The organism is Lactobacillus psittaci DSM 15354, assembly GCF_000425905.1.
GTDB lineage: Bacteria > Bacillota > Bacilli > Lactobacillales > Lactobacillaceae > Lactobacillus > Lactobacillus psittaci.
Window position 1 is genome coordinate 214,382 of the sequence record NZ_KE384473.1, and the last position, 13,725, is coordinate 228,106.

Genomic DNA, 13,725 nt, shown 5'->3' on the forward strand with positions numbered 1-13,725 from the left:
TTATGAGTGATTCATTACGTGATAAGGTTGTTGTTGTAACTGGTGCATCAAGTGGAATTGGCCGGTCGGTTGCTTTACAAGCAGCAGAACGGGGTGCAAATTTAATTTTGCTTGCTCGCAGAGAAGAAAAGTTGCTTGAAGTAGCTGCTGAAGCTAAAGAATTATCCGGCAGTGAAGTTATAGTTTTACCAACAGATATGGGTAGAGCTGATCAAATTGAAGCTAGTTTTAAACAAATTATTCAAAAAGTTAAACATATTGACTTTTTAGTAAATGCTGCAGGTTTTGGCGATTTTGAAAACTTCTTGGATCAAAATCCTCAACTTGTGACCAATATGTTCCAAGTAAATGTTTTAGGCTTGATGTACTTCACCCGTTTGATTGCCAGAATCATGATTGACCAAAATCACGGGCAAGTAATTAACATTGGTTCAATTGCCGGTAAGATTCCAACAACTAAGTCTGCCGCTTATAGTGCAAGTAAAGCAGCTGTAATTCAATTTTCAAACGTTTTACGTTTAGAACTTAGTCCATTTAATGTTAAAGTGATGACAGTTAATCCAGGTCCTGTTTATACTAACTTCTTCAATCGAGCAGATAAGACGGGGAATTATGTTCAAAATGTTCAAGCCTTCATGCTTGACCCTGATGATGTTGCCTGGCAAATTGTACACTACTTCGGCAGTAATAAGCGCGAATTAAACTTGCCAATCAGCTTAGCAATTTTTGCTAAGTTATATAATCTTTGTCCAACAATTGGAGATTATCTTTCACTAATTTTTGGTTCAAAGAAATAAAAAGTAGCGGAAGGTAGGATTGAGGAATGAATAAACAGAAAAACTTAGTTTTAGGTTTAGCAATTAGTATATTAGTAATTGTTTTTGTCTTATTAAATACAGAACCAGTTACGATTAATTTTTTAATTTTTAAACCTAAATTACCACTAATTGTAGTCTTAGTTTTAATGGCTTTTTTAGGAGCCTTAATTTCATGGCTATTAGGGGTCTTTAATGATAGAGAAGCACGCAAGAAGTTTCCTTTTTTTAATAAAAAATCTGACAAGAAACTCGGCGAATAAACTTGATTTATAACTCATCTAATAGTATGATTGTAATACGTGAGTAACGAAGTCTGATTCTAATTAGACTTTTTCAGTCTCAAACTACAAAAAAGGAGATTTAACGAATGGCAGTTCCTGCAAGAAAAACTTCAAAACAAAAGAAACGTTCACGTCGTGGTCATATTAAGTTAACTGTACCTGCAATGCACTATGATGCAACTACAGGTGAATACCGCTTAAGCCACCGTGTTTCACCAAACGGCTACTACAAGGGTCGTCAAGTTGTTAAGAAGAGCAACAACGACTAATCTATTTGAAAGACACCTGTTTTTCGGTGTCTTTTTTTTTACAAAAAATCTATTCAATGAGGGATTACATAATGAAACTTGTTTTTTTGCATACTAGTGATACCCACGGTTTTATGCTTCCAACCGATTATCAAGATAAGGGTGATTATTCTGCACCAATAAGTTTAAGTCGCGTTTCAACTGTCATTAAGGCTAAAAGAAAAGAATGGGGCAATGAGCGTGTGATTGTAACGGATGCAGGTGACTGTTTACAAGGGTCACCATTGGCTAGTTATTGTCATGCTGGACAAGATTTTAGTCGTTTAGATAGTTTTACTGCCTGCTATAACGAAATAGGTTATGATGGTCGTTGTTTAGGAAATCATGATTTTAATTTCGGTCTTGACTATCTTAAACATTATATTGCAGGTAATAAGGCAGATTTTGTTAATGATAATATTTTAGATGAGAGTACCGAAAAGCCTGCTTTTGGACAGGAATTTAAGATTGTTGAACGTGAAGGCGTAAAAGTAGGTTTATTAGGAATTACCACGCAATATGTTCCTCATTGGGAACCCCAGGAACACATTAAGGGCTTGAAATTTGTTTCAGCTTTTGATCAAATAAAAAAACTTGCGCCTAAACTTAAAAAGCAAGTTGATTTGTTAGCAGTCATGTATCATGGTGGTTTTGAAAGTGACCTTGAAACTGGAGAACCAACAGAACCACATACTGGTGAAAATGAAGGCTACAAGATTTTAAAAGAAATTCCAGAAGTTGATATTTTCTTGACCGGACACCAGCATCGCCGCTTGAATACAATTGTTGATAATAAGCCAATTGTGCAACCAGGTTATCGCGGTGAATGTGTGGCAGAAATTGTCATGGACCTTGATAAAGATGGCAATCAAGTTAAGGTAAAAGATATCAAAACTGCTTTGATTGATACGGCTGACTATGAACCTGATCAAGCCATTATTGACCATATCAAGGAAGTTGATGAAGGAACACAAAAATGGCTTGATCAACCAATTGCCAACTTATCTGAACCTGCTCCAATCAATAATGCCTTTGAAGGGCGAATTAAAGGAGCGCCATTTATTAACCTTTTGCAACAAATGCAAATTTACTTTACTGGAGCAGATATTTCAGCTACTGCTGTAATGAGTGAAAAGGCACGTGGGTTTACCAGCAAGACAGTAACTTTGAGACAAGTAATTTTAAATTATCCATATGCTAACCAGTTATGTAAGGTTAAATTAACAGGTAAGGATTTGAAGGAAATTCTAGAGCATACTGCTACTTTCTTAGAAAAAGATGCTGAAGGCAACTTACACTTTATTGATCGCTACATTAAGCCTAAGCCACAACTTTACCATTTTGATGTCTTCTATCCATTACACTATGAAGTTGATGTTTCAAAGCCACATGGTCATCGCGTTGTGAAGCTAGAATTAAATGGTAAGCCAATTGAAGATGATAAGATTTATCATTTAGCTGTTAATAACTATCGGGCAATGGGCGGTGGTTTTTACCCAGCATATTCAATGGATAAAATTGAAATGATGCTTGATAAAGATTATGTACAAATGTTTACTGAATACCTCAGTAGCGGTACGGTTAAGGTTGATACCAAGCCAAATTATAAGTTTTATTAGTAAAGAAAAAAGCCACTTCAATAGTGGCTTTTTCTTATGCGATTTTTATTTAAATTAATTAAAATAATTTACTGTATTTACTCTTATCTTTATGACTTTTTGCAGTAATGAAAGGAATAATCACTGCAAATAATAAACCAAAGGCAACGCCAACTCTAATTGATTGAACGGGATTAAACGCTGTTTGCGTTAATGCAGCCGCAATAAAGCCGGTGATTAACATGAAAATTGTGCTCCAAAAAGCAGTAATAATATATCTCATAGCTTCTCCTTCTTTCGTTTTGAATTTTAACAAATTTTGGCTCCTCTTACAAGAAAAGACTGACTGGCTTTTGTTATACTAGAAATAAATGGAGGATAAAAAAGATGCAAGTAGCTGGTTTACAAACTCTTAGTTCATATTCATTATTGCAAAGCCCGATTAAAATCAACCAATTAGTCAAAGATGCTCAAGAAAAAGGTTATGACAGCATAGCTTTAACTGATATTAATGTCACGTATGGCTTGGTAGATTTTTATTTAGCAGCCAAAAAGCAGGGAATTAAGCCCTTGCTCGGTATGACAATTCGGATTAACGGCTTAATTGATCCGGCAAAAAAATACGATTTACTTACCATTGCTAAAAATCAGCAGGGCTATCAAAATATTTTGCGCTTATCAAGCGCCATTAACTTAATCACAGAAAATGGTCAAAATGATAAAGTCTTAACTTTAAAACAGCTTGATAAATATTTGAGTCATCAGTTCTTTATTGTTCCGGCCAATGACCGAAGCGAATTGCGGTCATTATCTGAAACAAGTCCCAATTTAGCTAGCGACTTTGTACGAGAAATAAGTAACCTGATTCCTTCAACTAGTAGTTTGTATTTGGGAGTTTATGGTGCCAAAGGGCAGACTTATCTTGATTTCGTGTCAAGTATGGCTAAACAATTTAACTTACCATTAGTTGCAACTGAAGATGTGCGTTATCTTAATCCGCAAGATCAATTTTTGACGAAGACATTAGGAGCAATTGCTAATAATGTCAAATTGCATCCATTAGTTGAATTAGCTCAAGAAAGAGGGTCGCACTATTTACGTTCAAGTACCGAATTAAGTGTGTCATACCGCAATTTAAATTTAGAAACTGCCTTGTTTAATGCAGCTAAAATTGCTACTGAAGCCAATAGTGAAGTCGAATTTGTTCAACCTCAGTTACCCAAGTATCATCAGGATAAATTTGCAAGTTCTCAAGCTTACTTGCGTCATCTAGCTGAAATTGGCCTAGCTAGTCGTTTTAAGTCTGGAAAAATCCCCCAGCCGTATCAAGAGCGCCTTGATTACGAGTTAAAGGTTATTAACGAAATGGGCTTTGATGATTACTTCTTAATTGTCTGGGATGTTATTAATTATGCACATTCAGTTGATATTACTACGGGTCCAGGGAGAGGGTCGGCCGCTGGATCACTTGTTGCTTATAGTTTGCGTATTACTGAAGTTGACCCACTAAGATATCATTTGCTCTTTGAAAGATTTCTAAATCCATCAAGAAAGCAAATGCCCGATATTGACTTGGATATTCCAGATAATCGGCGTGATGAAGTGATTAAGTATATGTTTACAAAGTATGGGATGGATCACGCTGCGCAAATTCTAACTTTTGGTACTTTAGCAGCAAAACAAGCAATTCGAGACTGTGGTCGAGTCTTTGGCCTAGCTAAGACCCAAATCGATAAGTGGACTAGGGCCATTCCATTTAAGAAGACAAAAATCACCTTGCAAGAAGCTTACCAAGAATCAGAAAAGATGCGACTCTTAGTCAATGCTACGGAAGTTAATAAGTTGATGTTTAAGACGGCTTTAGCTTTAGAAGATTTGCCACGCCACTATTCAATTCACGCCGCTGGTTTAGTTATTTCTGATAAATCAATTGCTAAAATTTCTGGTTTACAAGCTGGTGTCAATGAAATTCCAGTTACTCAACAAACAAAAAAGCATGTTGAAGAATTAGGATTATTAAAGATTGACTTTTTGGGTTTGCGTAATTTAACAATTTTAGGTAATACTTTAAAGATTTTATCCCAAGACGGAATAAAGCTAGATCCTAAGTTAATCAATTTGCAAGATACTAAAACTTTGGCTTTATTCCAAGCAGGCGAAACTGACGCAATTTTTCAATTTGAATCTGCCGGCATTCAAGGTGTTTTACGTCGACTACATCCAGATGATTTTGAAGACGTAGTTGCAGTCAACGCCTTGTATCGTCCAGGTCCAATTAAAAATATTGACCACTTTATTAATCGTAAGCTGGGGAAAGAACCAGTTACTTATCCTGATTCAAGTCTTGAAGCAATTTTAAAACCTACTTATGGGATTTTGGTTTACCAAGAACAAGTTATGCAAACAGCCCAAATTTTAGCTGGTTTTAGTCTAGGTGAAGCCGATAACTTGCGTCGGGCGATGAGCAAAAAAGATCAGGCAGTTATTGAAAAAGAACGGAGTAAGTTTATCAGTGGGGCAATTGAAAAGGGCCATAGTAAGCAGCAGGCTGAAATTATTTATAACTATATTGAACAGTTTGCAAATTATGGCTTTAACCGTTCTCATGCCGTTGCCTACTCAAAGGTAGCCTTTTGGCTAGCCTATTTGAAAGTGCATTTTCCTGCTGCTTTTTACACGGCTTTATTAAATTCCAACCTCGCTAACCGTGAAAAATTAGCTGAATATATTCGCCAAGCTCAAAAATATGGTGTTAAAGTCCATCATCCTGATATTAACCAGAGTCAAGTTGATTTTACCTTACAAAAAGGTGAATTATGGACGGGACTTAAGGCAATTAAAGGCGTCAGAATCGACTTTTTAAGAAATATTGTTGCAAATAGACCATATAAATCATTAGTCGATTTTTTAAGAAAAATTGATACTAAGTTTTTGAACGCACAGGCTATTTGTGCCTTAATCAAGGGAGGCTGTTTTGATAAAATCGATGCTAACCGAAGTGAACTACTCTATAATTGTGAAGATATCGTTGAAAATGTGAAATTCACTGGCCAAAATATTACACTTTCTGAAGGCTTAGGTGGCATTCGGATGGTTGAAAAAGAAGCGCCAACCAAGAGCCAAAAAGCAGAAATGGAAGAAGAGGTTTTGGGCTTTTCAACAACGCAAACAGCTTTAGTTGCAGTTCAAAAATATGCTAAACGGTTTAATACTAGGGACTTAACGAGTTATCAAGTTAATGAAACTGGGATAAGCGTCGGTAGATTAATTAAACTAAAGCAAATTCGTACCAAAAAAGGCGATACTATGGCCTTTGCACAATTTACTGATGCAATATCAACTATTGAAGTAACAATATTCCCTGGAGTATATAAAAAGTTTGCGGAAATTTTAAAAGAAGGACAGATTTATTTGTTAGGTTTGCGGACTACAAATGACCGTTATGATGCTAGCAAGGTTCAATATTTCCTTACCAATTTAAAACAAGTGAATTTCAAAGAATAAAATCAAATTAATAAAATCACAATATAACAAGGAATGGTAACGCTAACAATGTGTAAAATGTAAAAGAAATTGATTTTAGGCCACTTTTTTAAAGACTTTGAGGCAAAAAAATGGTAGTATTTAAGTGATGTGAGAAATTACACATAATAATCATGATGGGGTGAATTCATGAAACGGATTGGTATTTTAACTAGTGGTGGGGATGCACCTGGTATGAATGCTGCTGTCCGTGCTGTAGCAAGAACTGCAATGGCAAATGGCATTGAAGTTTTTGGTATTCGTTACGGATTCGCAGGTCTTGTGGCAGGCGACATTTTCCCATTGACATCTGATTCAGTTGCCAATGTTTTAACCCGTGGTGGTACTTTCCTGTACACAGCTCGTTATCCTGAGTTTGCACAAGAAGAAGGTCAACTTCGCGGTATTGAACAATTGAAGAAGCATGGAATCGAAGCCTTAGTTGTTATTGGTGGTGACGGTTCATATCATGGTGCCTTGGCCTTGACTAAGAGAGGATTTAACTCAATCGGTCTTCCAGGTACTATTGATAATGATATTCCATTCACTGATTTAACTATCGGTTTTGATACAGCTTGCACAACTGCTGCTGATGCAATTGATAAAATCAGAGATACTGCAAGTAGTCACCAACGTGTCTTCGTAATTAACGTTATGGGACGTAATTGTGGTGACATTGCCATGCGTGTCGGTGTGGCAAGTGGCGCTGATGCAATCGTTATTCCGGAAAAGCCTTATAGCATTGAAGCAATTGCTGATAAGCTTAAGAAGAGCTTTGCCAATGGTAAAGACCACGGTATTGTAATCGTTGCAGAAGGTGTTATGACTTCAGATGAGTTCTTGAAGGAACTACTTAAGTATGGTGACTTTGATGCTCGTACTGAAGTTTTAGGTCACATGCAACGTGGTGGTGAACCAACAGTTAGCGATCGTGTCTTGGCCAGCAAGATGGGTGCCTACGCTGTTAAGCTCTTAATGGAAGGTAAGGGTGGATTAGCTGTAGGTATTGAAGATAACCACTTGTGTACCCACGATATTGTTGATTTATTTGATTCCCACCACGTCGGTGATTACTCATTGCTTGCAATGAATGATGATTTGTCACGGTAAATTTTGTTTTTGTAAATAGGAGAGTTTTTTAAATGAAGAAAACTAAGATTGTTAGTACTTTAGGTCCTGCTTCAAACGATTTGGAAACTATCATTAAGTTAATTGAAGCTGGTGCGAACGTTTTCCGTTTTAACTTCTCACACGGTGATCACGAAGAACACCTTTCACGTATGAAGTTAGTTAGAGAAGCTGAAAAGAAGACCGGCAAGTTAGTTGGTATTATGCTTGACACTAAGGGTGCTGAAATCAGAACTACTGAACAAGAAGAAGGCAAGTTCACTATTCACACTGGTGAAACTATGCGTATTTCTATGGATGCTACCAAGAAGGGTAACAAGGACAAGATTTACGTAACTTACCCAGGTCTTTACGATGATACTCACGTTGGTGGTCACGTATTAATTGATGATGGTAAGGTTGACTTATTAATTACTGAAAAAGATGAAGCTAACAAGGAATTAGTAACCAAGGCTCAAAACACTGGTTTAATTGGTTCTAAGAAGGGTGTTAACGCACCAGGTGTTGAAATTCGTCTTCCAGGTATTACTGAAAAGGATACTGACGACATTAACTTCGGTTTACAACACGGTATTAACTTCATTTCTGCTTCATTTGTACGTAAGGCACAAGACGTATTAGACATTCGTCAATTATGTGAAAACGCTGGTCAAGACCACGTTAAGATCTTCCCTAAGATTGAATCACAAGAAGGTATCGACAACATTGACTCAATCCTTCAAGTTTCTGACGGTTTAATGGTTGCTCGTGGTGACATGGGTGTTGAAATCCCATTCATGAACGTACCATTCGTACAAAAGACTTTGATCAAGAAGGCAAACGCATTAGGTAAGCCAGTTATTACTGCTACTCAAATGCTTGACTCAATGCAAGAAAACCCACGTCCAACTCGTGCCGAAGTAACTGACGTTGCTAACGCTGTTTTAGATGGTACTGACGCAACTATGCTTTCAGGTGAATCAGCAAACGGTTTATACCCAGTACAATCTGTACAAGCAATGCACGACATTGACGTACGTACTGAAAAGCAAATTGCTGAACGTAACACTTTAGCACTTCAAAGATTTGAAGAATACCAAGGCTCAAACGTAACTGAAGCTATTGGTGAATCAGTTGTAAGAACTGCTGAAGAATTAGGTGTTAAGACTATCATTACTGCAACCCAATCAGGTTACACTGCAAGAATGATTTCTAAGTACCGTCCAAACGCAGATATCGTTGCTTTGACTTTCGATGAAAAGATCCAACACTCACTTGGTATCGTTTGGGGTGTACAACCACTCTTAACTGAAAAGCCTAAGTCAACTGATGACATGTTTGAAAAGGCAGCTAAGCTTGCTAAAGAAAACGGCTTTGTTAAGGATGGCGACTTAGTAATTATCGTTGCTGGTGTTCCAGTTGGTGAATCAGGTACTACTAACTTGATGAAGCTTGAACTTATCGGCTCAAAGCTTGTTAAGGGTCTTGGTGTAGGTTCACAATCAGTTATCGGTAAGGCTGTTGTTGCAAACAGCGCTGAAGAAGCAAACAACAAAGTTCAAGATGGTGACATCTTAGTTGCTAAGGTAACTGACAAGGATTACTTACCTGCAATCAAGAAGGCAAGTGGTTTAGTTGTTGAAGCTTCAGGTTTAACTTCACACGCTGCAGTTGTTGGTCTTTCATTAGGTATTCCAGTTGTTGTTGGTGCTACTGACGCAACTGACAAGATTGCTGACAACACTACTATTACTGTAGATGCACGTCGTGGTGCTGTATACCAAGGCGAAGCTGCTAACTTATAAGATTAAAATTTAAAATCTTTTAGCACTATAAAAGTGGTCTGTTTAGACAGGCCACTTTTATTTTTGCTTAAAATTCCTTATACTATAGGAGATAGACATTTATGGAAGGAGGCCTTTGATGCTAGGAACAGTTCAACGTGGAAAAGTAATTGATATGAATGATGAAGCTTATTTTGTTCAAATTGATGGTGTAACTTATGAATTAAAGAAACTTGAAGTTACCCAAGATACTTTCCCTAAGCTGGGAGAGCAAGTACAGGGCTTTATTTACGAAAATCAACACCACAAAAAAGAAATGACCCAGTTTTATCCTTTTGCCATGCCAGATCAATTTGGTTGGAGCAAGGTTACCGAAGTTCGGCGTGATTTAGGGGTCTTTGTTGATATTGGCTTACCTGATAAAGATGTTGTAATTTCACTTGATGATTTACCGCTTGATAAGAATTTATGGCCTAAGATTGGTGACCGTTTATTAGTACAATTAGAAACTGATCACAAGGAACGGATTTGGGCTAAGATGGCTGACGAAAATGTTTTTGTACAGCTAGCTTCAACTTTCCCAGCAGGAATGAAAAACCAAAACGTCTTTGCGACAGTTTATGCTGTCCGCCAAGTGGGAGCCTTTGTCATTACTAGCGACTTTTATTTAGGTTTTATTCACCATTCTGAGATGATGACCCCACTACGCTTGGGTGAGCAAGTTAAGGCCAGAGTTATCGGGCAAAGTAAGTATGGCCACTTAAATTTAAGTGTCACACCAAGGGCTTTTGAAGAAATTGATGATGATAGTCAAATGATTTTAGTCTCATTAAGACGTGAAGCCAGCAAGACTTTGCCATTTTACGATAAAAGTGATGCAATCGATATCAAGAATCACTTTGGCATTTCTAAGTCTGCTTTTAAGCGAGCTCTAGGTCGTTTGTTAAAGCAAAAATTGATTATTGAAGATAAAGATGCTGGAACCATCTCCTTGGTTGAAAATGATGAAGCAGAATAATTTAGATCAATTAGCGGACTATCTGCGTTTTTGTGAACTTGAAAAAGGACTTAGTCAAAATTCAATCAGTTCATATCGCATCGACTTAAAACAATTTTGCGACTATCTTGATCACGAAAAGATTAGCACCTGGCCAACAGATGCAGTGATAATTGATTCATTTTTAGCACAGCAACGTGATTTAGGCAAAAAGGCTAGCTCACTCAGTCGTATGATTTCAAGTTTACGAAAGTTTTATCAATATTTGGTGCGTCATGATTTGCTTGAAAAAGATCCGATGGTTCAAATTGACCCACCAAAAAAAGAAAAACATCTGCCAATTGCTTTAAGTCAAGCAGAAGTAACTACCTTGTTACAAATGCCTGATACTGATAAGCCATTAGGAGTGCGGGACCGTGCAATGCTTGAAACATTATATGCAACTGGAATGAGAGTTAGCGAGTTAATCAAGCTAAAAGAAAGTGACTTACATGAAGATTTACAAATTATCCGCGTTTTGGGTAAGGGGAACAAAGAGCGCTTAGTTCCAATTACTAGTTATGCTTTAAAATGGATTAAGCAATATCAGAGTTCGGTTCGCAATCCACAAATATTAAAAGCTGGTCAAAATAGTGAAGCCTTGTTTTTAAATGCTCGAGCTAAGCCTATGACTAGACAAGCAGTTTGGCAAATGATAAAAATTTATGCTCGAAAGGCTAAAATTGATAAAGATATTACCCCGCACACTTTACGTCATACTTTTGCGACGCATTTACTTGAAAACGGAGCTGACTTACGAGTAGTGCAAGAACTGTTAGGCCATAGCGATATTTCTACAACGCAAATTTATACCAATTTATCACAAAAACATATTTTTGACGTATATAAGAAGAGTCATCCACGGGTTTAAGATGTTAGTTACATATAAAAAAGATTACGAAAAAATTGCAATGGGCTTGTTATCATTTTTGCCCGATTTAAAAAATCTAGATAACTTAAAAGAAGAAATGCGGCTTTATGATGAAGATTGTGAGTTTAAACTCTATCTTTATCGAGAAAATAGTTCTGATTTTATTGGAGTTGTTGGGATTCAAGTTTTACCTGATTTCATTATGATTCGCTATTTGTCACTGGCACCAGGTTTTAGATCACAAAAAACGCAAGAGCAAGTTTTACAAAATCTGCAAGAAGAATACCCAGATAAAAAGCTGACGGCTCTACCTAAATACAATTATTTATTTAAAAAGGATGAGAACTAGTGACTGAAAACTTAAAAGTTGAGTTGCCTAACTTTGAAGGCCCATTAGACTTGTTATTACACTTAATTCGTTCACAAAAAATTGATATTTATGATATTCCGATTGCCCAAATTACGCAGCAATATCTGGATTACTTGCAAAAAATGAAAGAGTTAAATTTGAAACTTGCTGGTGAATATTTCGTCATGGCCTCAACCTTGCTCAGAATTAAGTCACAGTACTTACTTCCTAAAAATGATTTTGTTCCAGTCGAAGAAGTAGCAGAAGACCCACGGCAAGAGCTGGTTGATCAGTTAGTGCAATACTCAGTCTTTAAAAAAGTCTCGGCTTATTTCAAAGAGCGTAATGACCAAGTACCGATTACACTAGCAAAAGAGCCGAGCGTTGCTAATGATAAAAAGGTCTCCCCCTTGCCTTATGGCGAAATTAGTGCAACTGAACTTGCCAATACTTTTTCTTTGCTTATTAGGCGTTTTAAGTTGCGTCGACCACAAGCAGCAACAGTTAACGTCAAATATTCAACGGTTAAAGAAATGACAAGCTTTTTAGAAAATAAATTTACTGCCCAAAAGCAGGTAAGCTTTTTTGAATGTATGAAAGAAATCAAGCTCTTAGATGATGTGATTTCTTTGTTTTTGGCAGTCTTAGAGCTAGCTAAAAATAAAAAATTAAAGGTGCGCCAAGGACGTAGTTTTGGCGATTTAGAGTTAGAAAGAGTTGATTAAGTTGGCAACTAAACTTGCCGAATTACAAGGACTGTTATACGTTGCAGGAGACAATGGGATTTTATCCCAAGATTTGTGTCAAATGCTTGAAATTGAACCGGCAGCCCTCAGAGAATTAGCTAAAAAATTAACTGCTAAGTTAGCAGAAGACGAAGATAGTGGCTTGCAATTGACTTTTTTGAAGGATTGCTATAAGTTAACAACTTCTTACCGTGTAGCTAAGACAGTGGAACGTTATTTTCAAAAAGATATTAGTAAGAGTCTAAGTCAATCGGCACTTGAGATTTTGGCAATTATTGCTTATAAGCAGCCAATTACGAGGGTTGAAATTGACGATATACGCGGAGTAAATTCATCAGGAGCCTTGCAAACCTTAATTTGGCGCGGCCTAGTTGAAAGTAAGGGTAAAAAAGATGTTGCGGGACATCCTAATTTATATGTAACAACTGATTACTTCTTGCAATATTTTGGTTATACCAGTTTGGCAGATTTACCAGTGATTGAAGACTTTGAAGCTGATAATATTGATCAAAATGGTCAAGTTGATCTGTTTGAAAGTCGCGGTAGTGAAGACCAATATCAAGAAATGATTTCTAAGGAGGAGCAGTAATGGCAGAACGCTTACAAAAGTTAATCGCAGAAGCAGGGATTGCTTCAAGAAGAAAGGCCGAGGGCTTAATTACAGCTGGCCACGTTAGTGTTAATGGCCGTTTAGTCACTGAATTAGGGACCAAGGTTGAACGCGGAACTAGTATCGAAGTTGATGGTGTGCCAATTCAAAAAGAAAGAAAGCACACTTACTTGCTTTATAAACCACGGGGCGTTATTTCCAGTGTGAAAGATGACAAGGGCAGAAAGACCGTTGTCGACTTTTTTGAAGAATTGCCTTACCGACTTTACCCAGTTGGTCGGCTGGACTACGATACTAGTGGATTAATCTTAATTACTAATGATGGAGAGCTGGCTAATAAGTTGATGCACCCACGACATATGGTTGATAAGGTATACGTTGCCAAAATTAAAGGGATGCTGACACCAGAAGAAATTCATAGTTTAAAGCATGGAGTAAGAATTGATGGTCGTAAGTCAGCTCCTGCGAAGGTTAAGATTATTAGCACTAACCGTGAAAAGAATACTTCAATTGTGCAATTAACCATCCATGAAGGGCATTACCACCAAGTAAAGCGCATGTTCAAGGCTGTTGGACACCTAGTTGATAAGTTATCTCGTGAACGTTATGCCTTCTTAACCTTGCAATCCCTTACATCTGGACAGTATCGCGAATTAACGCGTGAAGAAGTTGCAAAATTAAAAAGTATGTAGTATATTAAATTTGAAATTATTAAT

The 13,725-nt window shown here is 37.1% G+C and carries 14 protein-coding genes; 13 read left to right on the forward strand and 1 reads right to left on the reverse strand.

Annotated features, from left to right (window positions below):
• The first annotated feature begins 2 nt into the window (after positions 1-2).
• The 4 genes from H628_RS0105385 (at position 3) to H628_RS0105400 (ending at position 3,005) form a co-directional block, all read left to right on the forward strand.
• Entirely contained in the window at positions 3-797 is a 795-nt protein-coding gene (locus tag H628_RS0105385) for an SDR family NAD(P)-dependent oxidoreductase (RefSeq protein ID WP_027825528.1), read from the forward strand.
• 26 nt (positions 798-823) lie between these two features.
• The gene (locus H628_RS0105390; protein WP_027825529.1) at positions 824-1,078 is read left to right on the forward strand and encodes a LapA family protein; all 255 of its coding nucleotides are present in this window, start codon (positions 824-826) and stop codon (positions 1,076-1,078) included.
• Positions 1,079-1,185: 107 nt separating this feature from the next.
• Positions 1,186-1,368, forward strand: coding sequence for a 50S ribosomal protein L32 (rpmF, locus tag H628_RS0105395; protein WP_027825530.1), 183 nt, complete (start codon positions 1,186-1,188; stop codon positions 1,366-1,368).
• A gap of 71 nt (positions 1,369-1,439) precedes the next feature.
• Positions 1,440-3,005 (forward strand): bifunctional metallophosphatase/5'-nucleotidase, encoded by a 1,566-nt coding sequence (locus H628_RS0105400; protein WP_027825531.1) that lies wholly within the window; start codon positions 1,440-1,442, stop codon positions 3,003-3,005.
• 58 nt (positions 3,006-3,063) lie between these two features.
• Here the strand turns inward: H628_RS0105400 and H628_RS0105405 are convergent, their stop codons facing one another.
• Positions 3,064-3,267: a YjzD family protein gene (locus H628_RS0105405; RefSeq protein ID WP_027825532.1), complete on the reverse strand. Its 204-nt coding sequence runs from the start codon at positions 3,265-3,267 to the stop codon at positions 3,064-3,066.
• Positions 3,268-3,371: 104 nt separating this feature from the next.
• On the opposite strand from H628_RS0105405, the gene H628_RS0105410 reads away from it, so the two are divergent.
• The 9 genes from H628_RS0105410 to H628_RS0105450 all read left to right on the forward strand — a co-directional run bounded on the left by H628_RS0105410 (position 3,372) and on the right by H628_RS0105450 (position 13,701).
• The gene (locus H628_RS0105410; protein ID WP_027825533.1) at positions 3,372-6,488 is read left to right on the forward strand and encodes a DNA polymerase III subunit alpha; all 3,117 of its coding nucleotides are present in this window, start codon (positions 3,372-3,374) and stop codon (positions 6,486-6,488) included.
• 168 nt (positions 6,489-6,656) lie between these two features.
• Positions 6,657-7,616, forward strand: coding sequence for a 6-phosphofructokinase (pfkA, locus tag H628_RS0105415; RefSeq protein ID WP_027825534.1), 960 nt, complete (start codon positions 6,657-6,659; stop codon positions 7,614-7,616).
• 32 nt (positions 7,617-7,648) lie between these two features.
• The gene (gene pyk, locus H628_RS0105420) at positions 7,649-9,418 is read left to right on the forward strand and encodes a pyruvate kinase (RefSeq protein WP_027825535.1); all 1,770 of its coding nucleotides are present in this window, start codon (positions 7,649-7,651) and stop codon (positions 9,416-9,418) included.
• Positions 9,419-9,536: 118 nt separating this feature from the next.
• Complete coding sequence (locus H628_RS0105425) at positions 9,537-10,415, forward strand: CvfB family protein (protein WP_027825536.1); 879 nt, start codon at positions 9,537-9,539, stop codon at positions 10,413-10,415.
• Positions 10,399-11,304 (forward strand): site-specific tyrosine recombinase XerD, encoded by a 906-nt coding sequence (xerD, locus tag H628_RS0105430; RefSeq protein WP_027825537.1) that lies wholly within the window; start codon positions 10,399-10,401, stop codon positions 11,302-11,304. The genes H628_RS0105425 and xerD overlap by 17 nt, the downstream gene beginning before the upstream one ends.
• A 1-nt stretch (position 11,305) precedes the next feature.
• The gene (locus tag H628_RS0105435) at positions 11,306-11,653 is read left to right on the forward strand and encodes a hypothetical protein (RefSeq protein WP_027825538.1); all 348 of its coding nucleotides are present in this window, start codon (positions 11,306-11,308) and stop codon (positions 11,651-11,653) included.
• Positions 11,653-12,378, forward strand: coding sequence for a segregation and condensation protein A (locus H628_RS0105440; RefSeq protein WP_027825539.1), 726 nt, complete (start codon positions 11,653-11,655; stop codon positions 12,376-12,378). The genes H628_RS0105435 and H628_RS0105440 overlap by 1 nt, the downstream gene beginning before the upstream one ends.
• 1 nt (position 12,379) lies before the next feature.
• Positions 12,380-12,988: an SMC-Scp complex subunit ScpB gene (scpB, locus tag H628_RS0105445; RefSeq protein ID WP_027825540.1), complete on the forward strand. Its 609-nt coding sequence runs from the start codon at positions 12,380-12,382 to the stop codon at positions 12,986-12,988.
• Positions 12,988-13,701, forward strand: coding sequence for a pseudouridine synthase (locus H628_RS0105450; RefSeq protein WP_027825541.1), 714 nt, complete (start codon positions 12,988-12,990; stop codon positions 13,699-13,701). Before scpB ends, H628_RS0105450 begins: the two co-directional genes overlap by 1 nt.
• The last annotated feature ends 24 nt before the right edge of the window (positions 13,702-13,725 follow it).

Bases quoted from the DNA above. Each gene is read 5' to 3' on its own strand.
- H628_RS0105385 (WP_027825528.1), top strand. From the start codon at position 3: ATGAGTGATTCATTACGTGATAAGGTTGTTGTTGTAACTGGTGCATCA.
- H628_RS0105390 (WP_027825529.1), top strand. From the start codon at position 824: ATGAATAAACAGAAAAACTTAGTTTTAGGTTTAGCAATTAGTATATTA.
- rpmF (WP_027825530.1), top strand. From the start codon at position 1,186: ATGGCAGTTCCTGCAAGAAAAACTTCAAAACAAAAGAAACGTTCACGT.
- H628_RS0105400 (WP_027825531.1), top strand. From the start codon at position 1,440: ATGAAACTTGTTTTTTTGCATACTAGTGATACCCACGGTTTTATGCTT.
- H628_RS0105405 (WP_027825532.1), bottom strand. From the start codon at position 3,267: ATGAGATATATTATTACTGCTTTTTGGAGCACAATTTTCATGTTAATC.
- H628_RS0105410 (WP_027825533.1), top strand. From the start codon at position 3,372: ATGCAAGTAGCTGGTTTACAAACTCTTAGTTCATATTCATTATTGCAA.
- pfkA (WP_027825534.1), top strand. From the start codon at position 6,657: ATGAAACGGATTGGTATTTTAACTAGTGGTGGGGATGCACCTGGTATG.
- pyk (WP_027825535.1), top strand. From the start codon at position 7,649: ATGAAGAAAACTAAGATTGTTAGTACTTTAGGTCCTGCTTCAAACGAT.
- H628_RS0105425 (WP_027825536.1), top strand. From the start codon at position 9,537: ATGCTAGGAACAGTTCAACGTGGAAAAGTAATTGATATGAATGATGAA.
- xerD (WP_027825537.1), top strand. From the start codon at position 10,399: ATGATGAAGCAGAATAATTTAGATCAATTAGCGGACTATCTGCGTTTT.
- H628_RS0105435 (WP_027825538.1), top strand. From the start codon at position 11,306: ATGTTAGTTACATATAAAAAAGATTACGAAAAAATTGCAATGGGCTTG.
- H628_RS0105450 (WP_027825541.1), top strand. From the start codon at position 12,988: ATGGCAGAACGCTTACAAAAGTTAATCGCAGAAGCAGGGATTGCTTCA.